Here is a 23915-nt window from a genome sequence, read left to right as displayed (position 1 = left end):
CCCGGCCGGGAAACCGGGCCAACGCGCCCCCGGCGGCCGCCGCGCGCCGGATAATGGGGTATGGCGGTCCATGGTGAGCGAGAGCTGCGCGAGCTGACGGACGGGGATTCGCTACGGTTGCTCGCCACGGTGCGCTTCGGGCGGCTGGTCGTCAACCGGCACTCCGTGCCCATCATCCGGCCGGTCAATCATCTGGTCGAGGGTGACGACCTGATCATCTACGCGGGCCTGGGCATCGGCCCGCCGGTGCCCGAACGGCAGGTGGTCGCCTACGAGGCCGACACCATCGACCACGAGACCCAGCTGGGCTGGTGCGTGATCCTCACCGGTCCGGCCGAGACGGTCGCCGACCACGACGCGGTGGCCCGCTACGAGCGGCTGATGGACCCCTGGCTGCCGGGCGCCCGGCCTCGCATCCTGCGCATGCGGCCCGATGCGGTGACAGGTATCGAACTGGTCGGCGCGGCCGGGGTCCCGGGGTCGTCGCACGGCTCCCGGCCCTGAGCCTGCGCAATCCGGGCCATAAAACAGAAACGTGTTCTAATCTGTGGCTGGGCTGATACGAGGAGGTGCCGACCATGGATCTCGTTGCGCTGGAGCAGATCCGTACGCTCAAATATCGCTACCTACGGGCGCTGGATCTCAAGAGCTGGGACGAGTGCGGTGAGACGCTGGCCGACGATGCCACCGGACACTACGGCTCGCCGTCGGGCGGGCGGCCGCTGCACTTCACCGGCCGCGACGCGATCGTCGGCTACATGCGTTCCGCGCTGGACGCCAACATCATCACCGTGCACGTGTGCAGCCATCCGATCATCGAGATCGACGGCGACACCGCGACCGGGAGCTGGTGCCTGGAGGACACCGTGATCGCCGCCGATCACGGGGTGGTCATCCGCGGCGCGGCCTACTACGAGGACCGGTACCGGCGGGAGAACGGCCGCTGGTCGATCGCCCACACCGGATATCAGCGGCTGTACGAGAGTGTGCAGCCGCTGGGCGACACGACCCTGACCGCGAATCGCTGGGGTCCGGTCGCCACCCACTGACATCGAGGTGGCGGGGTACCGGCCACACTGGGGGCATGGAACATCTCGACGTCGTGATCGTGGGTGCCGGTCTGTCCGGGATCGGGGCCGCGTACCGGCTCCAGACCGAGTTGCCCGGGAAGAGCTACGCCGTGCTGGAGGCCCGGGCCACCCTCGGCGGTACCTGGGATCTGTTCCGCTACCCCGGCGTCCGTTCCGACTCCGACATGTTCACCCTCGGATATCCGTTCAAGCCGTGGCGGGCGGCGAAGTCGATCGCCGACGGGCCGTCGATCCTCGGCTATCTGGCCGAGACCGCCGCGCAGTACGGCATCGATCGGCGGATCCGTTACGGGGTCCGGGTGGTCGCCGCGGACTGGGACGACGCGGCGGCCCGCTGGACGCTGACCCTGCGGCGCGGTGCCGAAACGGAGACGCTGACCTGTGGTTTCCTGTACTGCTGCGCCGGCTACTACGACTACGCGCAGCCGCATGCCCCGCAGTTCCCGGGCGTCGAGACCTTCGCGGGGACCCTGGTGCACCCGCAGTTCTGGCCCGCGGACCTGGACTACACCGGCGCGCGGGTGGTGGTGATCGGCAGCGGGGCCACCGCCGTCACGCTGGTACCGGCGATGGCCGAGACGGCGGAGCGGGTCACCATGTTGCAGCGCACGCCCACCTGGATCTCGCCGGTGCCCGGCCGGGACAAATACGCCGACCGGTTGCGGGCGGTGTTGCCGGCGGGGTTGGCCCATCGGCTGATCCGCACCAAGAACATCCTGTTCAACGTCGGCTTCTATCAGTACTGCCGCCGCCGGCCGGAGTCGGCGCGGCGGCTGCTGACCGGGCTGGCCACCCGGATCCTGAAGGACGAACGGCTGGTCGCCGAGCATTTCACGCCCAGCTACGACGTCTGGGATCAGCGGTTGTGCGCGGTGCCCGACGCCGACTTCTTCAAGGCGCTGAAGCGGGACAAGGCCGAGGTGGTCACCGACCACATCGACCGGTTCGTGCCCGAGGGTATCCGGCTGGCCTCCGGGCGGACGCTGCCCGCCGAGGTGGTGGTCTCCGCCACCGGGCTGAAACTGCTGGCCTTCGGGGGTATCGAGCTGTCGGTCGGGGGTGAACCGGTGCGGTTGCCGGAGCGGTACGTCTGGCAGGGGGCGATGCTCACCGGCGTGCCCAATTTCGCCGTCTGCATCGGCTACACGAATTCGTCCTGGACGTTGCGCGCCGATCTGACCTCGCGGCTGGTGTGCCGGGTGCTGGCGTTCGCCGATCGCCGCGGCTACCGCGCGGTGGTGCCGCAGCTCGACGGGCCGCTGGGGGAACAGCCGCTGCTGGATCTGAGTTCGGGCTACATCCAGCGTTCGATCGGGGAGTTCCCGCGGCAGGGCGATCGGCGGCCGTGGCGGGTGCGGCAGAACTATCTGCTGGACGCGGCGACCACGCTGCGAACCCGGATGGGTCGGACGCTGAAGCCGGTTCGCGCTCAGGACCGGGTCGGCGCGTAGCGCAGCTGGGTCACGCCGGATTCGTAGATCTTGGCGTCGATCAGGGTCAGCGGCACTCGGATGCCGTCCGGGAACAGGCGTTTGCCCTTGCCCAGGATCAGCGGGGCCATCAGGAAACGGTATTCGTCGACCAGGCCGGCCGCGGTGAGCCGGCGGACCAGTTCCGGACTGCCGATGACCAGCAGCAGGCCCTCGCCGTCGGCTTTCAGCTCGGCGACCCGGTCGGTGGCCGGGTCGCCGAGCGTTCGCGCATTGCGCCAGCCCGGGTGGCCGAGGGTGGTGGACACGACGTATTTGGGCCGGACGTTGTAGAGGTCGGCCATCGGGCCGGAGCGTCGCTGCCAGGTGGCGGCCATCTCCTGGAAGGTGTTGCGGCCGAACAGGAATGCTTCCGCCTCGTCGAGGAGGTCCAGCAGTTCCTCGTCGATCGCGGGCGTCAGGTACGGCCCCATCCAGTCGGTGGGGGACTCGGCGACACCGTCGAAGCTGAGAAACGCCGCGGCGCACAGGGTTCGCATGGTGTACGACTCTCTCTCCGGAGGACAGGGTGGGGGCCTACCGGTAGGGACGGGTCGTGGGGTGCGAAATCATCGGTGTGCGGGAAGAGACATCGATGTGGTCCGGAAGACTGGCATCGGTGCAGGCCGGGGCATTGTCGAGGTTCTGCTGTCATGTCGCATTTCCGCCAGACTCGAATGCGGTGGGACGGGCAGCATAGGTGGATGACCATCTACACGACGTGGGAAAGTCCCCTGTGCGAACTGCTGCTGGTCGGCGAGCGGACCGCGTCGGGGGTGGCGGTGAGCGCGATCTCCATGGCCGGTGGCCGCCGCACGGCCGTGTCACCGGGCTGGACGCCCGATGCGGAGGCCTTCGGCCCGGTCGTCGAACAGTTGGAGGGGTACTTCACCGGCGAGCGGCGGACGTTCGAGCTCGACTACGCGGTACCCGGCACCGATTTCCAGCAGCGGGTGTGGCGGGTGCTGGACGAGATCCCGTACGGCACCATCGTCACCTACCGTGACATCGCCGAGGAGATCGGCGCGCCGCGTTCGGTCCGGGCGGTCGGGGCCGCCAACGGCGCCAATCCGCTGATGATCGTCCGGCCCTGCCATCGGGTGATCGGCCGCGATGGTTCGCTGCACGGCTACGCCGGTGGACTCGAACGCAAGCGGCAACTACTGGACTTGGAGAGCAGGGGTTCGACGATCACCTCCGCGCGCGGCGCAGGATCGGGGTCGGATGCGGGGTGAAACGGCGGTGGACGTATTGGAGGGCGGCCAGGAGGAGGAGGGCTACTCCGGCGGCGGCGAATTCGCCGGCTCGGATGCTCAGGACCACCAGGAGGCCGAACAGGGGTAGCTCCAGTACCGTGCACCAGCCGAGTAGGCGCAGTCGGGCGGAATGGGCGTCCAGCCAGGCCAATCCATCGTCGATGATGTCCTCGGCCGTGTCCTGCTGGATCATTCCGTCACCGAACTGCACGAACATGTGCACTGCTTCGGCGCGGCTGATCTTGCCCAGCCACGCCGCGTCGATGAGTCGCTTGCCTTCGACCGCGACCTGCGTGATGACGGTCTCCATACCGCGATTCCTCTTCCTGCCGGTGCCGGGAATTCTAGGCGGGTGAACCCGGTGCGGGATCGGCCGCGCCGCGAATACCGGCCGGTAGTAGCGGGTTTCGGTCCCGGGACAGCACCTCGGGGACCGGGTCCTGGGGTGTGGTGGAGGTGACAGGCGAGGCGTAGGCGGCCGGCTCGGACCGAGGTGGCGATGCCCGCCGCGCGCACCCGATCGACGGTGGCCGTGCTCGCCTCGATCGCCACGATCGCCGAATCGGCCGGTGGGAGGCCCAGTGTGACGGTGGGTCGAAGCGCGCGCGAACGGCCTCGGGCAGCGGCGTGGCGGGTGGCGGCATCGGTTCGGCCTGACGCGGGGCCGGGTTCGGCGCCACCGGAATTCATCGCGGCAGCGGTGCCGCGGCGGTGTCGAAGGCGCCGCCACCGGGTGCGGCGATCAGGGCGCCGTCGCAGGTGATCAGCCACCGGCCGCAGACGCAACGCAGATATCGCGTGGATCCGTGGGCCGAGACGACAGCCGGGTCCGGCCACGCGCACGACGGGCAGGCGGGGGAGGTGGTGCCGGTGCTCATGCCCTCCACCCTGATGTAATGGGTCAGTGCATCTCAACCCTTACGGAGGTTCCGCCGCCGAACTCGCCGCACTGCTGGTCAATTCCCGCCGGGACGCGGACCCGATCGCGCTGCTGGCGGATTTCGGGTATCGCCCGCTGGGCCCTCTCGATGCGGGGCAGCTCGACGCGCTGCGCCGCTGGACCGATCGGCTCGAGGCCGTCTTCCGGGCGCCGAGCATCGCGCTGCTGAATGCGTTGCTGGCCGAAACCACCAGTCGCCCTTACATCTCCACGCACGACGGCCGGGCGCCGCATCTGCACTACGCGCTCGAGGACGCGCCCCTGGACGAACGCGTGAAGGCTTATACCGCCGCGGGTCTCGCGACCCTGTTCTGCGAGGATCCGGGCCGCATCGGGTTCTGCGCGCGGCCCGGATGCCCGCTGGTCTTCGTCGACACCTCCCGCAACGGGCGGCGGCGGTTCTGCTCCACCCGGTGTTCCACCCGGGTGCACGTGGCCGAGCACCGGTCGCGGGCGGTGCGCTGATCCACGGCCCGGTCAGTTCTTGGGGACGACGGTGAACGTGGTGTCGCCCCGCAGATCCGAGCCGCCGATGGTGGCGACCCAGTGGTAGCTGCCCGGCGGCAGCAGCAGGCCGGGGCCGAGGTTGGCCACCGCGGCCAGGCGGCGGGCGCCGGGCACGCCGTTCGGCGGCGGGGCCGGGAGCGTGATGTCCAGGGAGAGCGCGTGCTTCCCGGTCTCGGTCTCGAACTGGTATGGGTCGCCGTCCCCGCCGCACAGCGTCACCGTGAAGCTGTACTGGTCGTCGCGATCCTCCTCGTCGAGATCCGACAACACGATGACCGACATCGGGGCCGTCGGCGTGCCGATGGTCGACCATCCGATCCCGAGCGCGTGGACCTTGCCGTCGCCGCCGGCCTGTGCCGAGTCGGCGAGGAGTACCGAGAGTTTCACTGGACAACACCTTCCTGTTCGGGACCTGCCCGTGCGCCGAGACTATCCACAGTCCGCTCGGCGCGCTCGCCGATGCGCGGGGACGGCCGGAGTCCGCGGGCCGGCGGGCCGTGGTGAGCGGTCGCACATTCCGGTCCGGCGCCGCATGAAATGGTGTTTGTAAACCCTTGCCTTACAATGTGTTACCTAATTTCGGCAAGCCTTCCTTTGCTGGTGGCGGGCGGCGGAAAACGTTACCGTTACCACGTGCAGGTGAGTATTCGGACGAATGAGGAAAATGCCGGAACATCGCTGCGCGTGGAATCGGCGGCGAGTCCCGAGCCGCACAGCGGCGGACTGTCCGGCCGGTTGAATTCATTGCGCGCCGGTGTACTCGGCGCCAATGACGGAATCGTGTCGGTCGCCGGCATCGTGGTGGGGGTGGCCGCCGCGACCACGAATCAGGCGGCGATCGCGACCGCCGGCGCCGCCGGTCTGGTGGCGGGCGCGGTCTCGATGGCATTGGGTGAATATGTCTCGGTGAGTACCCAGCGCGACAGCGAGCGGGCCCTGCTCGCCGTCGAGCGTCGCGAGCTGGCCGAGCAGCCCGAACTGGAACTGGCCGAACTCGCGGCCATCTACGAGGGGAAGGGGCTCACGCCCGCGACCGCGTGGAAGGTGGCCGAGGAACTCACCGCGCAGGATGCGTTCGCCGCGCATGCCGAGGCCGAATTGGGTATCGACCCGACGGCTCTCACCGATCCGCGGATGGCCGCCGGTGCGTCCGCGCTGGCGTTCACGCTGGGGGCAATGCTGCCGCTGCTGGGCATCCTCGCGCCCGTCACGGTGCGGCTGCCGGTGACGATCGTGGCGGTGCTGGCGGCCCTGGCCGTGACGGGCGCGACCGGCGCCCGGCTGGGCCGGGCGCCGGTCGCGCGGGCGACGATGCGGGTGCTCGTCGGCGGGGCGGCGGCGATGGCCGCCACCTATCTGATCGGGCGGGTGGTCGGCCTCGTCGTGTGAGTCCCACTGCCGCAGCGTGACTGCTGCGGTGGGGCCATGACCGCCCCGCTCGTGTGGTGACAGCTCCGGCTAGGCCGGGGTGGTGACCAGGTCCGCGGTCTTCTCGCGGCGGGCGGCCTCGCGGGCCAGCGCGCGGTCGCGCTGTTCCTCGAAACGCTCGCAGTTCTGCTGCAACTCCTCCATGAACGCGCCGAGTTCGTTGCGCGCGGCCTCGCCGGCGGGCCCGAAGTCGTTGCGCTCGAACACCTGCCATTTGCGCAGCACCGGCCACAGCACTTCCTCCATGTGCTGGCGCAGGTCGTAGATGCCGTGCTTGGCCATGAGCACGCCGTTGCGCCGCCAGTTCGGCATCCCGGCACCGGGCATCTGGAACTGCATGATGATGTCCTTGACCACCGGCATGGCCTGATCGGGCGCGAGATCCAGGGCGGCGCCGCAGATGTTGCGATAGAAGATCATGTGCAGGTTCTCGTCCGCCGCGATGCGCTGCAACAGCCGGTCGGCGTTCGGTTCGTTGCAGACCCGCCCGGTGTTGCGATGGCTGACCCGGGTGGCCAGCTCTTGGAAGGTGACGTACGTGACCGATTGCAGCAGGCCGGTATTCATCAGCAGATCGGGGCGGCCCTGCTCGCGGACCAGCGTGTACGGGCTGTAGCCGTTGGTCATGTGGATCATCCGCGCGTTCTCCAGCTCCACCGGATCGACGCTGCGGGTGACCACCAGATAGTCGCGGATCGCGATGCCGTGCCGGTTCTCCTCGGCGGTCCAGCGATTCACCCAGGTGCCCCAGGCGCTGTCGCGGGAGAAGCCCTCGGCGATGGTGCGATGGTAGGAGGGCAGGTTGTCCTCGGTCAGCAGATTGGTGATCATCGCCGCGCGGGCCACCTCGTTGAGGCCCGATTGACTTGTCTCCCAGTCGATTCCGTTCATCGCGGCGAAATTGCGGCCGGCATCCCACGGCACGTAGTCGTGCGGATGCCACTCCTTCGCCATCGACAGGTGCCGGTTCACGTTCTGCTCGGCCACGGGTTGCAACTCGATCAGCAACTCGAGCTGCGTCAGGTTCCTGGCCACGGTATGCCCCTTCCTCGCTCGGATCGGCGGTCGACGCTGCTGCATTCGACGTAGCGACCCGGTTGCTGCGTGTCATGCGGTTGGGTCCGCAAGCTTCGCCACGATAATGTAGACCGGTCATGGCCGAACCCGGGTAAGGACCCGGGGCGCGTCGCTTTAAAGAGGATCAAGCTCCTGTTGAAGGTGCCTCCGGTGACCGGGTGGCGGCGTGGGGTGTTCCACTTCCGTCGCTTTCGCCCGGTCTCGTCATCGCCTTCAGAGTGTGTATTCGCCGCAGTGTTGCCACCGAAAGTGAGCCGAGCATGACGATTTCCAGCACCATGAGCTATCCAGACGTCGTCGTCACCAGTGTCGCGGCAACAACGTCGATCGCCGGCGATGTCGACTCCACCTGGAAGGGCCTTCTCAACGGAGAGAGCGGCATCGATGTGCTCGAGGACGATTTCGTGGACAGGTTCGGGCTGCCGGTCCGTATCGGGGGCCACCTCAAGGTGAATCCGGATACCCTGCTCCCGCGCGAGGAGTACCGCAGGCACTCCTACCTGCAGCGGATGGCTCTGGTCCTGGGACGGGAGGTGTGGAGCAACGCCGGTGGCCCCGAGGTGGATCCGGAGCGGCTGGGCGTATCGATCGGGACCGGGCTCGGTGGCGCCGAGATCTTCATCGAATCCCATCTGCGGATGGAGAAGAGCGGATATCGCCGGGTGCGGCCGCTGGCCGTGCCGATGATCATGCCGAACGGCCCGGCCGCCACGGTCGGCATCGAACTCGGCGCGAAAGCCGGGTATTCCACGCCGGTTTCGGCCTGCTCGTCCGGATCGGAGGCGATCGCCAACGCCTGGAAGATGATCGTGATGGGCGATGCCGACATGGTCGTCACCGGCGGGGTCGAGGGTTCGATCCAGGCGCTGCCGATCGCGGCGTTCTCGATGATGCGCGCGATGAGCACCCGCAACGACGATCCGAAGCGGGCCTCCCGCCCGTTCGACGCCGATCGGGACGGGTTCGTCTTCGGCGAGGCGGCGGCGCTGATGGTCATCGAGACCGAGGCGCACGCCAAGGCGCGCGGCGCCGGCATCATCGCGCGACTGCTGGGCGCGGGGGTGACCTCGGACGGATTCCACCTGGTGGCGCCCGATCCGGAGGGCCGCGGCGCGGCGCGCTCGATCTCCCGCGCGTTGCAGACCGCGGGCCTGTCCAAGAACGATGTGACACATGTGAACGCGCATGCCACCGGAACTCCGATCGGCGACACCGCGGAAGCCCGCGCCATCGCCGCCGCGATCGGCGGTCACGCCTCGGTGTACGCGCCCAAATCCGCACTCGGACATTCCATCGGCGCGGTGGGCGCACTGGAGTCGGTACTGACCGTGCTGACCATCCGGGACGGGATCGTCCCGCCGACTCTGAATCTGGACAACAAGGACCCGGAAATCGATCTCGACGTGGTGTCCGGGCAGGCCAGGTCCGGACGAATCGACTACGCCGTCAACAACTCCTTCGGCTTCGGCGGGCACAACGTCTCACTGGCTTTCGGACGATATTGAGTAGCATCGACGAACGCTGCCCAACATTGTGTGATGCAGCCGAACTCCTGCTAACCTTCGGACTTCGGTGTCGATTCGTGTTCGTTTTCGTGTCATCGTCCGGCCGAGCGCCGTGCGTGAAAAAGGATAGGAAATGATCGGCGAGACATTTGAAGACTTCTTGGACGAATCGGGCAATATCGCGGTCCAGAGCGAATGGACCATGATCGATTTCGTCGACTGCAACGCGACCGAGCGCGGCGACCGGCTCGCCTACCGCTACATCGACTACTCGCGCGAACGCGACGGTGAGGTGCACGAGCTCACCTGGGGCCAGTTCGCGGTGCGAGCGCGCGCGGTGGCGGCGCGGCTGCAACAGGTCACGAAAGCGGGTGAGCGGGTGGCGATTCTGGCCCCCCAGGGCCTGGACTACGTCGTGTCGCTGTTCGCCGCGGTGTTCGCCGGCAGTATCGCGGTGCCGCTGTTCGATCCCGGGGAGCCGGGGCACATCGATCGGCTGCACACGGTGCTCGGCGATTGCTCGCCGACCGCGATCCTCACCACGACCGGCTCAGCGGCGGGGGTGCGCGAATTCTTCGCGGCCTATCCGGCGGCGCGGCGGCCGCGGGTGATCGCCGTCGACGCCATCCCCGATGCCGTGGCCGAGCAATGGGTGCGGCCGGACATCGACAACGAAAGCGTCGCCTACCTGCAATACACCTCGGGGTCCACCCGGGCCCCCGCGGGCGTGGAGATCACGCATCGGTCGGTGGGCACCAACCTGCTCCAGATGATCGGCGCTCTCGAACTGGAGGAGGGCACCACCGGGGTCAGCTGGCTGCCGCTGTTCCACGACATGGGGTTGCTGTTCGTGATCCTGCCGGTGGTGCGGGCCGGCGCCGTCACCCTGATGTCGCCGAGCGCCTTCGTGCGGCGGCCCTACCGCTGGCTGTGGGCGATGAGCGCCGAGGCCAACGACGGCGCCGCGATCTTCTCGGCCGCACCGAATTTCGCCTTCGAACACGCGGCGCTGCGCGGGCTGCCGAAGGCCGGCGACACGCTGGACCTGTCGAACGTGATCGGCATCATCAACGGCAGCGAGCCGGTGTCGCCGTCGTCGATGAAGAAGTTCAACGACGCGTTCGTGGCCTTCGGGCTGCCGAAGACGGCGATCATGCCCTGCTACGGCATGGCCGAGGCCACGCTGTTCGTCTCGTCGCAGCGGATCCAGGACGAGCCCAAGGTGATCTACGTCGATCGCGCCGAGCTGAACTCGGGGCGGATGGTCGAGGTGGACGCCGATGCCGACAGCGCGGTGGCGCAGGTGTCCTGCGGTTATATGGCCCGCTCGGAGTGGGGCGTGATCGTCGACCCCGCGACCGGTGCGGAGCGGCCGGACGGCGATATCGGCGAAATCTGGCTGCACGGCAACAATCTCGGCATCGGCTACTGGGGCCGGGCGGAGGAGTCGGAGCGGACCTTCCGCAACAAGCTCGGCGTCCGGCAGCCGGTCAGTCACGCCGAAGGCGTGGCCGAGGGCGACGATTGGATGCGCACCGGCGATCTCGGGGCCTATCTCGACGGCGAGTTGTACATCACCGGCCGGGTCAAGGATCTGGTGATCATCGACGGCCGCAACCACTATCCGCTGGATCTGGAGACCACCGCGCAGGAGGCGTCGTCGGGGCTACGGCCCGGATTCGTCGCGGCGTTCTCGGTGTCGGCGGCCGAACTGCCCGAGGAGTTGCGCACCGAACAGGACAGCGCCGGTGAGCAATTGGTGATCGTCGCCGAGCGCGGCAGCGGCGCCGCCAAGGCCGATCCGGAACCGATCGTCGAGGCGGTGCGGTCGGCGATCGCGCGGCTGCACGGGCTCGCCGTGCGGGATCTGCTGCTGGTGCCGGCGGGCTCGATCCCGCGCACCTCCAGCGGCAAGATCGCCCGGGGCGCCTGCCGCAGCGCCTATCTGGAGGGCAGTCTGCGCGGTAGTCACCGGCAGCAGTCCTTCCCCGACGCCACGGATTGAGGTTGTGCGCATCCGGCGCGCTGGTGGCCCGCGATCCGTCGCGATCGTAGCCGCCAGCGCGCCTTGCTCTTCCGGACACGCGAGTGTCCGCGCGCTGTCCGATCGGATTTGCCGAATCGTGAGCTAACATGGAGCTACATAAGTTCCGTGTGTGACGGCACGAGGGGCTGGCCATATGGATTATTCGTTAGCCGAATTGCTTGCGGTCGCGGCACATTCGACGCCGATCCGGCCGCTGAATTTGGAGCGCGCACACCGCGTCATGCAGGTCCACGCCGGCTGCGGCACGGACAGCTGTCGCAACAAGCGCGCCGCCTACGAGGCGCTGGTGAGTGCGGGCCATCTGGTCCCCGACAGCTCGCGGCGCCGCCGTTCCGGGTAGCGTCCGGCCCCTGCGGCCACCGTCCCCGTCATCCCCCTCGTTCGGTGTGCTGACCGGGCCGCATCTGTGGCAGACTCGGCAGGCACGATGCGGCCGAGCCGACGACCGTGTCCGAGACACGTTGATGCGGAGTTGGTATGGCCGTGGAGCTGAGCGCCATCGAACAGCAGGTCGCCGACGATCGCCGGGCCGCCGCGCAGGAGCGAACGGCCGAGGCCGAGCTACGTTTGGCCGCCTCGCTGTGCGACCTGGCCAGGGCCTTCATCGCCACCAAGAGCAACGGGTCCGATCGCGACCGGGCGCCCGCCGCGCTGGAGCCCGCGCAGGAGGCGGTGCTGATCCGGCTGCGGCATCTGGTCGCCGGCCGGGTGTCGGCCCAGTTCGCGGGGCTGGTGCAGGAGGCGTTGCGACTGTTCGAGGAGGCCGCGCGCACCATCGGCCATCGCGAGCTGGCGACCTCCACCATCCGCCAGGCGTGCGACGCGTATCGGCATGTGGCGCGGCAGTATCCGATGGCCGCGGCGGTCTGCGCCGACGGCCTGTCCAAATGTGGCGTGTGGCTCATCCGGCTCGATCCGGACACCGCGGTCGCGGCCAGTCAGGAGGCGGTGCGGATTCGCGCCGGCCTGTTCGCCGCCAATCCCGAGCAAGCGGCCCGCTACCTCGCCAGTCTGAACCTGTTGCTGCGCACCCTGATGATCGGCCGGCAGCGCAAACAGGCCCTGGCCACCTACCGGGAGCGGTATGCGGCGTGGACCTCGCCCGCGATGACCGCGCGGCTGCGCGACACCCGCATCGAGGAGATCGACTTCACCGGCAAGACCCAGGCCGCGCTGGCGAAACTGGACTGCCAGACGCTGGAACGGGCGAGTTACCTCACTCAGCAACAGATCCTGTACCAGACCGACGGTGATCTCACCACCATCGAAGAGGTCAACTGGAAGCTCGGGCTGATCGGGCTCAAACCGCTGGCCGCGGGCGCGCTGGCCGACCCGCCGTCCAAACCGGTCGAGATCTCCGCTTCCTTCGGCGCGCTGACCGTGCTGTGCAACGAGCCGGACGCGGTCGGGCGGGTGCGGGCCGCGGTGCTGGAGGCCTACGCCGACGCCGGCGCTCATCCGGTGGGCAGCACCGCCTTCCTGGGTGTGCACAAATCCCATTGGGGCATGCCGGATCCCGAGATGAACACCGCCGCGCAACTCGGCGACGACGTGGTGCTGGTGGAACGCACGGGCGGCAACTGGATCGCGGTCAAGAGCCTGTTCTGGGAACTCACCCCACTGGGCAGGCATCCACTGGCCGAGCGCCTCTCGCAGCAGTGGCCGGTGCTTTCTGTCAACAGCACCGAGAATCTGGCCTACGAATTGTGCTGGTATCAGGACGGTTTCGCGACCGGCTACGCCGCGCTGGGCCGACCGGCGGGGCAGGCCGTGCTGGATCGGCCGCTGGCGCCCATCGACTTCGCGGCGCTGGCCGAGTTCGGCGCCGACTACGCCTCCGAGACCCAGGTCCGGGCCGCCTTCGGCAACACCGCCATGTTCGCCAAACTCACCCACCTGCCCGGTAGCGGGATCCGGCAGGAGAGCCAGTCCCGGCCGCTGTCCGACTCGGGGGAGAACGTGTTGTTCTTCCGGAAGAACAGCCGTCCGGCCCGGTCGCGGCGGTCCGCCGCCGAACCCGCGGAGACCGCGCAGTCCTGACACCGCCGCCGGGTTGTCGGTCCCGGGCAGTAGGGTCGGTGCCGTGGAGCTCTACGTGGGGTGCGCGCAGTGGACGCACGCGGCCTGGCACGATCGGCAGCCGAACCCGCGGGAGCGCCTGCGCGGCTACGCGAACTGGTGCAACGCCGTCGAGGGCAACACCACCTTCTACGCCATCCCCGCCCGCGCCACCGTCGAGTCCTGGGCCCGGCAGACCGGTCCCGATTTCCGCTTCCTGCCGAAGCTGCCGCGGGCGGTGACGCACGAGCAGCGGCTGCGCGGTGGCGACAGCGAACTCCGGGCCTTCCTGGACGCCGTGGAACCGCTGGGCTCGCGGCTGCACGCGCTGTGGGTGCAATTGCCGGCCTCGTTCGGCCCCACCGAACTCGGCGCGCTGTGGGGTCTGCTGCGGCAGCTGCCGCAGCAGTATCGGACCGCGGTGGAGGTCCGGCATCCGGCCTTCTTCGAGGATCCGCGGGCGGAGGAGCAGCTGGAACAGTTGCTGGGCCGTGCGGGGGCGGAATGGCTGCCGTTCGACACCACCACTTTGTTCGCCGCCCGGCCCACCAGCCCCGGCGAGCGCGAGGCGTGGTCGAAGAAGCCCCGGGTGCCGCGGCGCGCCCGGGCGCTGACCGATCATCCCGTGGTGCGGTACTGCGGCCGTGACGATCACAACGCCACGGTGGCCGGTTGGCGGCCCTGGGTCGAGACGGTCACCGGGTGGCTGCGCGAGGGGCGCTCGCCGACGATATTCATCCATACGCCCGACAACGCCGAATCACTGTCGTTGGCCCGGCGTTTCCACGCGGAGGTGGCGGCGGGCCTGCCCGGCCTGGATGCGCTGCCGGAACCGGCGCCGACGGAGCCGATGACGCTGTTCTGAGTGCCCTGCCGCTGTATGACGCACCGGATGGGTTGCGGCACAGTGGTATCGGTTATAGTGGCGTCCCGGGGTGGGAAATTCTTCAGGCTAAGCAATGTTTGCTCGATTGTGCTCGACCGGCTCGACCGTTCTACGCAACCGTCCAACGCGAAGCGAAGCAGGCCTGCATATGACGAATTCGACCACCCGGGAACCGGCCACGATGACCGTCCCGGCGGCGGATGCGAGCGCGGCACTGTCGCACCGGCAGATCCTCACCATTCTCTCCGGCCTGCTGCTGGGCATCTTCCTGGCCGCCCTGGACCAGAACATCGTCAGCGTCGCGATCGTGAAGATCGCCAACAGCCTGCACGGCTTCGACCAGCAGGCCTGGGCCACCACGGCCTACCTGATCACCGCCACCATCTCCACGCCGCTGTACGGGAAGCTGGCCGACATCTACGGCCGCAAACCGTACTACCTGGCCGCGATCGGGCTGTTCGTGGTCGGCTCTGCGGCCTGCACCTTCGCCGGCACGATGTATCAGCTGGCCGGGTTCCGGGCCTTCCAGGGATTGGGTGCGGGCGGCCTGATGTCGTTGGCGTTCACCATCATCGGCGATATCGTGCCCGCCCGGGAGCGGGTCCGGTACCAGGGTTATTTCATGATGGTGTTCGGTTCGGCCACCGTGCTCGGGCCGGTGCTGGGCGGGCTGTTCTCCGATTACGACCGGCTGTGGGGGCTGTCCGGCTGGCGCTGGGTGTTCCTGGTCAACGTCCCGGTCGGCGCGCTGGCGCTGGTGGTGGTGGCACGGGTGCTGGACGTGCCGCATCTGCGGCAGCGGCACCGGGTCGACTGGTTCGGCGCGGTGCTGCTGGCGGTGTGCGTGGTGCCGCTGCTGATCGTGGCCGAACAGGGCCGGGGCTGGGGCTGGACCTCGCACCGCGCGTTGCTGTGCTACGGCATCGCCGCCGGCGGCCTGCTGCTGTTCCTGCTCGTCGAATTCCTGATGCGCGACGCGGCGCTGATCCCCCTGCGACTGTTCCGCAATTCGACCTTCTCGGTCACCATCCTGGGCGGCTTCATCGTCGGCATCGCGATGTTCGGGGCCATCTCCATGGTGCCGCTGTATCTGCAAGTGGTGCGCGGCTTCTCCCCGACCAAATCGGGTCTGCTGATGCTGCCGCTGGTGCTCGGCATCATGATCGGATCGCAGCTGGCCGGCCAGCTCACCCGGATCACCGGCCGCTACAAGATCCAGCCGGTGCTGGGCACCTTCGTGATCGCCGTCGGCGCCGTGGCGTACGCGCAGGTGCGCTACAACAGCCCGATGTGGCAGCCGCTGTGCTACAGCCTGGTGATCGGTTTCGGCCTCGGCGGCTGCATGCAGACCCTGATCACCGCCGCCCAGAACGCCGGTCCCCGTTCGGATATGGGCGTCTCCACCGCGACGGCCACCTTCTGCCGCCAGATGGGCGGCACCCTGGGCGTGGCGGTCTTCCTCACCATCATGTTCAACCTGCTCCCGCACCGCATCGTCGCCGCCTTCGGCGGCCACCTGCCCCCCGGCTTCGACGCCGCCCAACTGAGCCGTATCCAGAGCAACACCAGCGGCATCGTGGCCCTGCCCGCCGCCGTCCGCCGTCCCATCCTGGTCGGCTTCACCGACTCCCTGCACGGCGTCTTCTACGCCGCCGCCGGCGTCTCCCTCGCCGCCTGCCTGGTCCTGATGTTCATGAAAGAGATTCCCCTGCAAGACGTTCCACCCCGCTCCGGCGAGGACATCCCGGTCCGCGAACACCTCCACCCCGACCCGCCCTCTCGCCCCGCCCCCACCCCGTCCCGCCCCCGCATCTCCGCCCCCACCCGCTCCCCGTCCCTCTCCCCGGCAGCCGTACTGGACGCAGCACACCAGAGCGGCACCGCCGCCGAACACCAGAACGCCACGGCCCCCGAGTATGCGGGCGGAACGACCGCCGGCTACGCGAGCGGCACCGCCCCCGAGTATGCGGGCGGCACCGCCGCCGAGTATGCGGGCGGCACCGCCGCCGAGTACGTGAGCGGCACCGCCGCCGAGCGCTCGAGGGTCGCTGCCGCGCAGTACACGAGCGCTTCCGTCGGCACGAACTCGAGCGGCATCACCACACAACATCAGCACGGTGCCGCCGCACGAGGCCAGGACGGCACTACCGCAACGCATTCGGGTGGGGTTGCCACGTCGCATCCGACCGGTGCTGCCGCAGCGAACTTGGGCAACGCTGCCGCGCATCATCAGGAAGGCACTGCCGCAACGCATTCGGAGGGAGTTACCGCATCGCGTCCGATCGGTGCTGCCGCAGAGAACTGGGGTAGTGCTGCCGCGCGCCATCAAGACGACCCTGTCGCGGGACATTCGGGTGGTGCTGCCGCGCCGGACTCCGGTGGTGCGGCCGTGGACCATCCAGGTGGCGCCGGGGCGGTGTATCGGGATGGTGACGCTGCGGCGTACGACTCAGGGCATTTTGCCGCCGCCGACACCGGTGCCGCCCATTCGATCGGCGGTCACATCCGCCGCGAGGACGGCCACCCGGTGCCTGCGGCGGTGCTCACCCTGATCGATCCGCACGGCCGCCAGGTGGCTCGTGCGATGGGTCGTTCCGACGGCGAATATCGCGTGGCCGCACCGGATCACGGCAATTACGTACTGATCGTGTCGGCCCTCGGCCATCGCCCGGCCGCGGTGACCATCACCCTCGCCGCGCGCCCGCAAACCCTGGACGTGACGCTGCCGGGCGCCGCCGAGGTGTCCGGTGTGGTGCGTTCGGCCGGTCGTGGCGAACCCCTGCCGGGCGCGACGGTCACCCTCACCGACGCGGACGGCGAGGTGATCGACACGGTGGTCACCGGTGACGACGGTCGTTACCTCTGCCACGGCGTCGTCCCCGGTCACTACACGCTGGTGGCCGTCGCACGCCACCTCCGCCCCGCAGCTGCCACCCTGACCGTTCCCGACACCGGCCTGCTGCACCACGACCTCGAACTGGCCGCGATGGCCGTCCTGGCCGGTTCGGCATGGGCCGACGGCCGCGCGGTACCTGACGCGGAAGTCACGGTTTTCGACGTCACCGGCACACCGATCGCCACCGCGCGCACCGACGAATCGGGCCACTACCTCGTCACCGATCTTCCGGAAGGCGACTACACGGTGGTCGCGCGCGGCTATCCGCCGGTGCACAGCCATGTCACCGTGAGCGGTGGCGAGGTCGGCCACGACGTGTGGCTGGGATACGACGCATCGGTCTGAGCGCCGATCGGATTGCCCCGGCATGGGTTCGCCGGGTGGTGACGACGGGGCAGCAGGCCGGGACTGCCTCAGTTCCGGGACCGGCTGGTGCGGCGGCCCTGCGGGTCCCGGCGTGCGTGCTGTGCCGGATGCGGAGGTGACGGTTGTCGACCCTCGCCGGTAGGCCGGTCCGGTGACGGCGAACGGTCATGTCATCGATCTGCCGGAAGATGGTCGCGCAGTTGTTGTTCGGCGCTGTTCACAGCACGGGAGTGGTCGCGGGATCGGTCGTCGTCGACGTGCACGGCCGGTATCGATGGGCCGCTGCGGGTGTGGCCGGTGTACGGTTCGGGCGACACCACCGGAGCGGGCGGGGCGGGCGATATGCCACCGTGGGCCGTAGGGTGGTGGTGCTGGGCAGCGCGCTGGTTCGTGACGATGTGTCGAGTGCCGAGGGGCGATGATGGCGGACAAGGTGGCCGATACCGCGATGGGGCCGATGGTGGTCGTGGCGGGGGAGCAGCGGTTGCCGGTCGAAAGACGTTTGTGCACAGACGAACTGGCCGCGTCGATGCTGCCGCCGCCGGCCCGGTGGCTGGTGGGGCCGGGCCCGGTGCGGCGGTTGCTGAAGGCGGGGACGGAGCGGCATTCGCCCGGGGTGTGGAACGGGATTGCGTGCCGGAAGCGGTATCTCGACGAGCTGGTGACGGCGGCACTGGACGACGGCGCCGAGGCGCTGGTGTTGCTGGGTGCGGGGCTGGATACGCGGGGGGTGCGGTTGGCGGCGCCGCGCGGTGTGCCGGACTTCGAATTGGACAAGCTCTCGAATCTGGCCGTGAAGCGGCGGCGAATCCGGTTGCCGGACACGGTGTTCGCTGTTCCGGTGGATTTCGCGGTCGACGATCTCGGGGCGGTGCTGGCGGCTGCCGGGTGGCAGTCCGGCAGCCGGACCGTCTTCGTCTGGGAGGGTGTCACGCAGTATCTGACCGAGGCGGCGGTGCGGTCCACGCTGGCGGCGCTCGCCGGGGTGGCGCCGGGCTGCACGCTGGGCTTCACGTTCGTGCAGCGTGATTTCCTCGACGGTACCGATCTCTACGGTGCGCCGAAGATGCGGCAGCGCTTCGTGACTCGCGATGCGATCTGGAAATTCGGGCTGGCGCCGGCCGCGGTGCCGGAGCTGCTCGCCGAATACGGCTGGCAGCAGACCGAACAGGTCGGCGCCGCCGAATACCGGACCCGGTATCTGACGCCGGCGGGCCGGGACGAGCCGGTCAACGACGTGGAGCGGTGTGTGCGAGCGGTGAAACTCTGAATCCGCTGCCGCCGGATTGTCGGTGCTGCGGCGTACGGTTGGCGGCGACGGTGATTCGAGGCGAGAGGGTGTGGTCATGGCGACGACGGCCGAGGTGCTGACCGATGCGTTCGGGCGGATCCGTGAGGTGGTGTACGAGGCCGTCGGTGAGCTCGACGAGGCCGATCTGGCCTCCCGGGTCGACCCGGGAGCCAACTCGATCGCGTGGCTGGTCTGGCATCTCACTCGGGTGCAGGACGACCATGTCTCCGAGGTGGCCGGGGTCGAACAGGTGTGGACGGGGCAGGGCTGGTTCGAGCGATTCGGCCTGCCGATCGACCCCCGGGCCACCGGCTACGGCGACGGCGCCGCGGAGGTATCGCTCATTCGCACCTCGGTGAAGCTGCTCACCGGCTATTTCGATGCCGTGCACGAGCAGACGTTGCGCTATCTGGCCACACTCACCGACAGCGACCTGGACCGGGTCGTCGACACGCGCTGGGATCCGCCGGTCACACTGGGGGTCCGCCTGGTCAGCGTCATCGGTGATGATTTACAACACGCCGGTCAAGCGGCCTTTCTCCGGGGCATCATCATGCGCGCCAAATAGCTCAGTCCCTGTTCGGGCCGCCACCCCTGTTCTCGCGACCCGGCGGGCACGGGTACTCCGGGGCCGGTCGAATCGGGTTGCGGTCCTGCGGCTTCCGGCACCACGGCATCCGCCGCCGCGGCGGGCTGGGGGAGTCCGGGCTCCGGTATCGCGGGTTCTGACGACGTTGGCGTCGGCAGTGCCGATCCGGCCGGTGTGAGTCCGGCTGATCCTGACGCGCCTGATGCCGATCCGGCAGATCTCGACGCGGCTGGTGTGGATTCGGTTGATCCAGCCTCGGGTGAGACGGTCCCCGGCATTGCCGGATCAGGCGAAACAGGTTCCGGCAGGACAGGTTCCACCCGTGCTCGGTCCGGCGATGCGTGGCCGGGCGTCGTGAGACCCAGGTCGGGAAGCTCAGACGACGGTGCCTTCCGGGGCGATGATGTCTTCCGCGCTGTCCTGAACATCCAATAAATGGTGCTCCGCGGGTGCGTCGTCCTGTGCGCGAACCCTGCTGCGCTTGTTGTGCACCAGGCTGCTGACGAAGGCGGCTGTGATGATCGCGACACCGATGAGGCCGGTGGTGACCTCGTCCACATGGTGCCCGCTGGAGTACAGCAGCACCAGTGCCAGGGCGCCGATGGCCCAGTGGGCACCGTGCTCCAGGTACACGTATTCCGACAGCGTGCCCCTGCGGACCAGGTAGATCGTGATGGAGCGGACGAACATCGCGCCGATCAGGCCGAGGCCGAGCGCGATGATGATCGGATCGGCGGTGATCGCGAAGGAGCCGATGACACCGTCGAAGGAGAACGAGGCGTCGAGCACTTCCAGATACAGGAATCCGAAGAAGGCGGCCCGGCCGGTGGCCATCGCCATCCGTGACGGCCCGCGATCGTTGGATTGCTCGTTCTCGAAATGGGCGCCGAGGCCGTCGACGACGAAGTACGTGACCATGCCCAGCGCCCCGGCCACCATGACCACGTCGGCCTTGTCGTCGGGCGCGATGAATCCGGCGGTGATCACCAGCAGCACCAGCGTCACGGTGATCGGGAACATGGGGAACCGGCCCACCCGGGCCAGCGGCCGCTCCAGCCAGGACAGCCAGGTCACCGGCCGTTCCGCGCAGATGAAGTTCAGGAACAACAGCAGCAGGAACACCGCGCCGAAGGTGGCGATCTTGGGATTGGCGTCGTTGAGCAGCGCCTCGTAGCTCAGCCGGCCGTCCGGGAATTTGGTCGCGCCGCCGGCCGGTGGGTTCAGCGCGAGTTCCAGGGCGCGCAGCGGTCCGAGGTGTGCGCCGAGCGCGACCACGGCCAAGGGGAACAGCAGCCGCATGCCGAACACCGCGATCAGCACGCCGACGGTGAGGAACATGCGTTGCCAGAATGGGCTCATCCGTTCCAGCACAGCGGCATTCACGACGGCATTGTCGAACGAGAGGGATATCTCGAGTACGCCGAGGACAGCTGTCAGCACCACGGCCTGCGGTCCGCCGTACACGGCGGCGACCACCAATGCCAGCCCGGCGACGAGGAACGATGGGGCGAACACTCGCACAAACATGACGCTGCGCCTTTCGTCAGCCCTGCTGCGGGGTCACCTCACGAGGGTGTTCGAACAGACGGATCACGACGCTGCTGGGAACCCCGAGACCCACGCCGATTGTGCCAGTTGTTCTGGGGGCGCGACAACGTCCGCTGGGTTACATGGCGGCGTCGAGGCGTGGTGGTGGCAGCGGGAAGGCAGTATCGCCGACCATCCGCGAGCCGCCACCGGGGCGTGGAACGCGCCGCGCGGCCACCTGCCGCCGCCACGGCAGCGCGACATCGCGAGCGGATCGCGACCTTTGCGCAACCTACCCGATCCGCCGATTCCGAGGCGCCGGTCACCATCCGGCATACCCACGCGACCGGCGATCACACCCGGTATTTACGCCCTACGGTCGCGACGCACGAACGCGGCCTGGACGGATTGCGAAAGTCATTCGGCAACAAGAAATTTCGAAAAGAAACAGGTGGGCCGGTCGGAGGGACGCGTGCGGATGAACCCCGGCCGTCACACATTATCCGGCGGACCGAGACCAGTCCGATACGCGCGCAGCCGCCGAACGAACCGTGCCCCGCCCGAAGCACCCGGACGGGGCACGGCGAACTCAATACCAGTGGTGCCGTTGCCAGAACACCCACGCGGCGTTCGGGCTGCCGTAACGCTGGTTCATGTATTCGTAGGCCCAGCGGATCTGCGTGACCGGGTTGAACGGCCAGTCGAGGCCCGCGCTGAACATCTTGTACGCGGGCAGCGCCTGCGGCAGTCCGTAGGCGCCGCTGGACGGGTTGATCGCGAACATGTTCCAACTGCTCTCGTGCGTGATGATCTGATCGAACGAGTCGAACTGGTTGGGCGGCACGATGAATCGCGCGATCGCCTGCGGCGCGATCCGGTATCCGGGCAGCAGTTCGGTCAGCATCTCGGTCAGCCCGGCATCCGAGCGGAGCACCTGATCCTGCCGGGCGGTCGCGTTGTCGGTCGGCAGATCGCGCTCGGCCGCGTCGACGCCCCCCTGGTCCGGACTCGCGCCCGGAATGTTGTCGTCCTGATCCGAGTCGTAGGGGGTGTACCCCGGGAATCCGCCGCCGCCCGGCACACCCAGATCGTTGTCGGAGCGGGAATCGGGCTGGTTCTCGACGATCGGGCACAGATCGGTGCAGGCCACCGCGGCCGCCGGCGCCGCATGCAGTGCCAGGACACCGGTCGCCAGGGCGGTCGCGACTCCGACCCCGGCGGCACATCGCCCGGCTCTCCGGCGTGAACGCTTGCTCATGGGAAACCTCCTCGAAGGTCGCATGTGATGAGCGCTACGAGTTGCTGTCCGGTGGTACCTGGCTGCCCGGCGGGATGTCCTCGAGCGGCGGCTGCTCGTCCTGCCCGCCCGGGATCGACTCCTCGCCCTGCGGAAAGTCCTGCCCGCCCGGAATGTCGTTGTCGTTGCTCTCCGGACTGTCTGGATTGTCCGGAGTGTCCTCCTGGTTGTTGTCCGGGTTGTCGTTGCGCCCGGTGTCCGGCGGGGCGTGCCGCGCGCCCGGCGCGGCGGGCGCGGCCGCGGTCCCCGTCGCCGCCCACCAGGTGAGCGAGCCGATCGCGGCCACCACCGCGATCCCGGCCGCGGCCGCCGTCAGTGGCCGTAGAACCGGCACGACTGCCCCCCGTCGTCGCTGTGGCAGCGGTGCGGCCGCGACATCGACAGCGGTCCGCCGTAGGTGAGCGTCGGGTCGCTGAAGGCCCGCAGGATATCGGCCGTCGACAATCCCCCGAGCGGCGAGTTGTCCGGATCCGCGGGCGCCGCGGCCTCCGGGGCGGGATCGGTACAGGCGGTGTCGCAGTCCGCGACCGCGGGCGCCACCCAGGCGGTCAGCGCGCACAAGGCCACGGTGCTGGTGAGGGCGATCCGCCCGGCGACCCGTGGCAGCGACGACAGTGTCGGCATCGGCGTTCCTTTCGGCGATTCGATCGATCTTCGAAAGTCGGTGACGCGGAAAGTCGGTGACGCGATCAGAGCAAATCACTAGTGAACAGGTATTTCGGCGATGCGATCCCGCGTGTCGGCCGGGAATGACAATGTCGACGGGTATGCGCGTGTCGACGGAAATGACCGTGTCGTCAGTTCACGCAGCGCCGCACGGCATCGGCGACCGCGGGCCAGGCGGCGGAAGCGGGATCGGCCGGTTCGAAGTGACCGATGCCGGGCAGTTCGACCAGCTCCGTCCCGGTCTTCGCGCAGTAGTCGCGGGCGATGCGGATCGGGACGTGGTCGTCGCGGTCGCCGTGCACGACGATCGTGGGCACGGCCGGACGGCCGAGGGTGATCGGGTCCGCCGCGGCGTACCGGGGCGCGACCTGGGTCGGCCCGCCGCCGAGCAATTCCGCCACCGCACCCGCACCCAGGTGCTCGTGGTAGGCGGCGGCGAGGTCGGCCACCGGCGCCAGCGCCACCACGCCCGCGATCCGCGGCGGCGCGAAGGTCTTCCACGGGAAGCCGAGCGGCGCCTTGTCGCGCATCGCCGCCCACAGCGCCAGCTGGCCGCCCGCGGAGTGCCCGGCGTAGACGATGCGCTCGCGGTCGATGCGGCCCGGTGCGACGCCGTCGATCAGGTTCGGCAGGATGTCGAGCGCGATGCCCACGTCGAGAAACGTGGACGGCCAGCCGCCCTGGTCACCGACGCGCCGATATTCGATGTTGGCGACCGCATGTCCCGTCGCAGCCAGCGCCCCGGCGAGGTCGGCGGTGATCGCGCGATCGTAGCCGGCCTGCCAATTTCCGCCGTGCAACAGCAATACCAGCGGCGCCGGCTCGCTGCCCGGCGGCAGGTACAGGTCGGCGACCTGATCCGGATGAGCGCCGTAGGCGATGGTGGTGCCGGGCGACGAGGTGGCAGCTGACATGGAACGCGACCTTACGGCCGGCCGGCCGCGGAGTCCGATCGGGCAGCGATGTCCGCCTCGAGTGTTCACCTCGGTGAACAACCGGATTCGCCGCCGCGCAGTGGT

Annotated in this window: 24 protein-coding genes; 14 read left to right on the top strand and 10 right to left on the bottom strand. The window is 68.9% G+C overall.

The genetic code is table 11. From position 1 onward, the window contains the following. Positions 1-60 precede the first annotated feature (60 nt). The 3 genes from LBW94_RS26700 to LBW94_RS26690 all read left to right on the top strand — a co-directional run bounded on the left by LBW94_RS26700 (position 61) and on the right by LBW94_RS26690 (position 2542). Positions 61-504 carry a pyridoxamine 5'-phosphate oxidase family protein gene (locus LBW94_RS26700; RefSeq protein WP_225054728.1) on the top strand — a complete coding sequence of 148 codons (444 nt, stop codon included), beginning with the start codon at positions 61-63 and terminating at the stop codon, positions 502-504. A 74-nt stretch (positions 505-578) separates the two neighbouring features. Beyond that, entirely contained in the window at positions 579-1049 is a 471-nt protein-coding gene (locus LBW94_RS26695; protein WP_225054726.1) for a nuclear transport factor 2 family protein, read from the top strand. Between the two features lie 35 nt (positions 1050-1084). Then, a complete protein-coding gene (locus LBW94_RS26690; protein WP_225054725.1) occupies positions 1085-2542 on the top strand; it encodes a flavin-containing monooxygenase in 1458 nt (485 codons plus the stop codon). On the opposite strand, the gene LBW94_RS26685 is transcribed toward LBW94_RS26690, so the two are convergent. After that, positions 2521-3060 carry a dihydrofolate reductase family protein gene (locus tag LBW94_RS26685; RefSeq protein ID WP_225054723.1) on the bottom strand — a complete coding sequence of 180 codons (540 nt, stop codon included), beginning with the start codon at positions 3058-3060 and terminating at the stop codon, positions 2521-2523. The genes LBW94_RS26690 and LBW94_RS26685 overlap by 22 nt on opposite strands. A 204-nt stretch (positions 3061-3264) precedes the next feature. Between LBW94_RS26685 and LBW94_RS26680 the strand changes: the two genes are divergently transcribed. Next, positions 3265-3795, top strand: a complete 531-nt coding sequence (locus LBW94_RS26680; RefSeq protein ID WP_225054721.1) for a methylated-DNA--[protein]-cysteine S-methyltransferase — start codon at positions 3265-3267, stop codon at positions 3793-3795. Here the strand turns inward: LBW94_RS26680 and LBW94_RS26675 are convergent. Then, positions 3752-4126 carry a hypothetical protein gene (locus LBW94_RS26675; RefSeq protein WP_225054718.1) on the bottom strand — a complete coding sequence of 125 codons (375 nt, stop codon included), beginning with the start codon at positions 4124-4126 and terminating at the stop codon, positions 3752-3754. The genes LBW94_RS26680 and LBW94_RS26675 overlap by 44 nt on opposite strands. A 376-nt stretch (positions 4127-4502) precedes the next feature. Then, a complete protein-coding gene (locus LBW94_RS26670) occupies positions 4503-4694 on the bottom strand; it encodes a hypothetical protein (protein ID WP_225054716.1) in 192 nt (63 codons plus the stop codon). Between the two features lie 26 nt (positions 4695-4720). On the opposite strand from LBW94_RS26670, the gene LBW94_RS26665 reads away from it, so the two are divergent. After that, on the top strand, positions 4721-5221 hold the full coding sequence (locus tag LBW94_RS26665) for a CGNR zinc finger domain-containing protein (protein ID WP_225054714.1): 501 nt from the start codon (positions 4721-4723) through the stop codon (positions 5219-5221). Between the two features lie 12 nt (positions 5222-5233). On the opposite strand, the gene LBW94_RS26660 is transcribed toward LBW94_RS26665, so the two are convergent. Then, positions 5234-5650, bottom strand: a complete 417-nt coding sequence (locus LBW94_RS26660) for a DUF6941 family protein (RefSeq protein ID WP_225054713.1) — start codon at positions 5648-5650, stop codon at positions 5234-5236. Between the two features lie 252 nt (positions 5651-5902). Here LBW94_RS26660 and LBW94_RS26655 point away from each other — a divergent pair, with 252 nt between their 5' ends. After that, positions 5903-6652, top strand: coding sequence for a VIT1/CCC1 transporter family protein (locus LBW94_RS26655; protein WP_225054711.1), 750 nt, complete (start codon positions 5903-5905; stop codon positions 6650-6652). Positions 6653-6721: 69 nt separating this feature from the next. Here the strand turns inward: LBW94_RS26655 and LBW94_RS26650 are convergent, their stop codons facing one another. Continuing rightward, a complete protein-coding gene (locus LBW94_RS26650) occupies positions 6722-7726 on the bottom strand; it encodes an acyl-ACP desaturase (RefSeq protein WP_225054709.1) in 1005 nt (334 codons plus the stop codon). Positions 7727-8028: 302 nt separating this feature from the next. On the opposite strand from LBW94_RS26650, the gene LBW94_RS26645 reads away from it, so the two are divergent. The 8 genes from LBW94_RS26645 to LBW94_RS26610 all read left to right on the top strand — a co-directional run bounded on the left by LBW94_RS26645 (position 8029) and on the right by LBW94_RS26610 (position 19385). Continuing rightward, a complete protein-coding gene (locus LBW94_RS26645; protein ID WP_225054707.1) occupies positions 8029-9273 on the top strand; it encodes a KasA/KasB family beta-ketoacyl-ACP synthase in 1245 nt (414 codons plus the stop codon). 136 nt (positions 9274-9409) lie between these two features. Beyond that, positions 9410-11278: a long-chain-fatty-acid--AMP ligase FadD32 gene (gene fadD32, locus LBW94_RS26640; RefSeq protein WP_323137949.1), complete on the top strand. Its 1869-nt coding sequence runs from the start codon at positions 9410-9412 to the stop codon at positions 11276-11278. A 175-nt stretch (positions 11279-11453) separates the two neighbouring features. After that, positions 11454-11660: a hypothetical protein gene (locus tag LBW94_RS26635; RefSeq protein ID WP_225054706.1), complete on the top strand. Its 207-nt coding sequence runs from the start codon at positions 11454-11456 to the stop codon at positions 11658-11660. 137 nt (positions 11661-11797) lie between these two features. Further along, complete coding sequence (locus tag LBW94_RS26630; RefSeq protein WP_225054704.1) at positions 11798-13360, top strand: hypothetical protein; 1563 nt, start codon at positions 11798-11800, stop codon at positions 13358-13360. A 43-nt stretch (positions 13361-13403) separates the two neighbouring features. Further along, a complete protein-coding gene (locus LBW94_RS26625; RefSeq protein WP_225054702.1) occupies positions 13404-14243 on the top strand; it encodes a DUF72 domain-containing protein in 840 nt (279 codons plus the stop codon). 169 nt (positions 14244-14412) lie between these two features. Further along, positions 14413-17505 carry an MFS transporter gene (locus LBW94_RS26620; protein WP_225054700.1) on the top strand — a complete coding sequence of 1031 codons (3093 nt, stop codon included), beginning with the start codon at positions 14413-14415 and terminating at the stop codon, positions 17503-17505. A gap of 442 nt (positions 17506-17947) precedes the next feature. Next, on the top strand, positions 17948-18796 hold the full coding sequence (locus LBW94_RS26615) for an SAM-dependent methyltransferase (protein ID WP_225054698.1): 849 nt from the start codon (positions 17948-17950) through the stop codon (positions 18794-18796). Positions 18797-18872: 76 nt separating this feature from the next. Continuing rightward, a complete protein-coding gene (locus LBW94_RS26610; protein WP_225054697.1) occupies positions 18873-19385 on the top strand; it encodes a mycothiol transferase in 513 nt (170 codons plus the stop codon). 396 nt (positions 19386-19781) lie between these two features. Here LBW94_RS26610 and LBW94_RS26605 read toward each other — a convergent pair whose 3' ends face one another. The 5 genes from LBW94_RS26605 to LBW94_RS26585 all read right to left on the bottom strand — a co-directional run bounded on the left by LBW94_RS26605 (position 19782) and on the right by LBW94_RS26585 (position 23810). Continuing rightward, the gene (locus tag LBW94_RS26605) at positions 19782-20933 is read right to left on the bottom strand and encodes a DUF475 domain-containing protein (RefSeq protein ID WP_225054695.1); all 1152 of its coding nucleotides are present in this window, start codon (positions 20931-20933) and stop codon (positions 19782-19784) included. 589 nt (positions 20934-21522) lie between these two features. Then, positions 21523-22191: a transglycosylase SLT domain-containing protein gene (locus LBW94_RS26600; protein WP_225054693.1), complete on the bottom strand. Its 669-nt coding sequence runs from the start codon at positions 22189-22191 to the stop codon at positions 21523-21525. A 34-nt stretch (positions 22192-22225) separates the two neighbouring features. Next, positions 22226-22564: a hypothetical protein gene (locus tag LBW94_RS26595; protein WP_225054691.1), complete on the bottom strand. Its 339-nt coding sequence runs from the start codon at positions 22562-22564 to the stop codon at positions 22226-22228. Then, positions 22543-22854, bottom strand: coding sequence for a hypothetical protein (locus LBW94_RS26590; RefSeq protein ID WP_225054690.1), 312 nt, complete (start codon positions 22852-22854; stop codon positions 22543-22545). Before LBW94_RS26590 ends, LBW94_RS26595 begins: the two co-directional genes overlap by 22 nt. A 173-nt stretch (positions 22855-23027) precedes the next feature. Further along, entirely contained in the window at positions 23028-23810 is a 783-nt protein-coding gene (locus LBW94_RS26585) for an alpha/beta hydrolase family protein (RefSeq protein WP_225054688.1), read from the bottom strand. Positions 23811-23915 lie beyond the last annotated feature (105 nt).

Source organism: Nocardia sp. alder85J, assembly GCF_020176955.2.
Taxonomy (GTDB): domain Bacteria; phylum Actinomycetota; class Actinomycetes; order Mycobacteriales; family Mycobacteriaceae; genus Nocardia.
The sequence above is the reverse complement of the archived record's forward strand: the minus strand, read 5'-3'. Positions and strand labels throughout refer to the sequence as shown.

What these genes read in the sequence shown, in the direction of transcription:
- LBW94_RS26635 (WP_225054706.1), top strand. Translation starts at nt 11,454, where the DNA reads ATGGATTATTCGTTAGCCGAATTGCTTGCGGTCGCGGCACATTCGACG.
- LBW94_RS26685 (WP_225054723.1), bottom strand. Translation starts at nt 3,060, where the DNA reads ATGCGAACCCTGTGCGCCGCGGCGTTTCTCAGCTTCGACGGTGTCGCC.
- LBW94_RS26605 (WP_225054695.1), bottom strand. Translation starts at nt 20,933, where the DNA reads ATGTTTGTGCGAGTGTTCGCCCCATCGTTCCTCGTCGCCGGGCTGGCA.
- LBW94_RS26615 (WP_225054698.1), top strand. Translation starts at nt 17,948, where the DNA reads ATGGCGGACAAGGTGGCCGATACCGCGATGGGGCCGATGGTGGTCGTG.
- LBW94_RS26610 (WP_225054697.1), top strand. Translation starts at nt 18,873, where the DNA reads ATGGCGACGACGGCCGAGGTGCTGACCGATGCGTTCGGGCGGATCCGT.
- LBW94_RS26690 (WP_225054725.1), top strand. Translation starts at nt 1,085, where the DNA reads ATGGAACATCTCGACGTCGTGATCGTGGGTGCCGGTCTGTCCGGGATC.
- LBW94_RS26630 (WP_225054704.1), top strand. Translation starts at nt 11,798, where the DNA reads ATGGCCGTGGAGCTGAGCGCCATCGAACAGCAGGTCGCCGACGATCGC.
- LBW94_RS26590 (WP_225054690.1), bottom strand. Translation starts at nt 22,854, where the DNA reads ATGCCGACACTGTCGTCGCTGCCACGGGTCGCCGGGCGGATCGCCCTC.
- LBW94_RS26645 (WP_225054707.1), top strand. Translation starts at nt 8,029, where the DNA reads ATGACGATTTCCAGCACCATGAGCTATCCAGACGTCGTCGTCACCAGT.
- LBW94_RS26675 (WP_225054718.1), bottom strand. Translation starts at nt 4,126, where the DNA reads ATGGAGACCGTCATCACGCAGGTCGCGGTCGAAGGCAAGCGACTCATC.
- LBW94_RS26585 (WP_225054688.1), bottom strand. Translation starts at nt 23,810, where the DNA reads ATGTCAGCTGCCACCTCGTCGCCCGGCACCACCATCGCCTACGGCGCT.
- LBW94_RS26600 (WP_225054693.1), bottom strand. Translation starts at nt 22,191, where the DNA reads ATGAGCAAGCGTTCACGCCGGAGAGCCGGGCGATGTGCCGCCGGGGTC.
- LBW94_RS26695 (WP_225054726.1), top strand. Translation starts at nt 579, where the DNA reads ATGGATCTCGTTGCGCTGGAGCAGATCCGTACGCTCAAATATCGCTAC.
- LBW94_RS26680 (WP_225054721.1), top strand. Translation starts at nt 3,265, where the DNA reads ATGACCATCTACACGACGTGGGAAAGTCCCCTGTGCGAACTGCTGCTG.
- LBW94_RS26670 (WP_225054716.1), bottom strand. Translation starts at nt 4,694, where the DNA reads ATGAGCACCGGCACCACCTCCCCCGCCTGCCCGTCGTGCGCGTGGCCG.
- LBW94_RS26700 (WP_225054728.1), top strand. Translation starts at nt 61, where the DNA reads ATGGCGGTCCATGGTGAGCGAGAGCTGCGCGAGCTGACGGACGGGGAT.
- LBW94_RS26620 (WP_225054700.1), top strand. Translation starts at nt 14,413, where the DNA reads ATGACGAATTCGACCACCCGGGAACCGGCCACGATGACCGTCCCGGCG.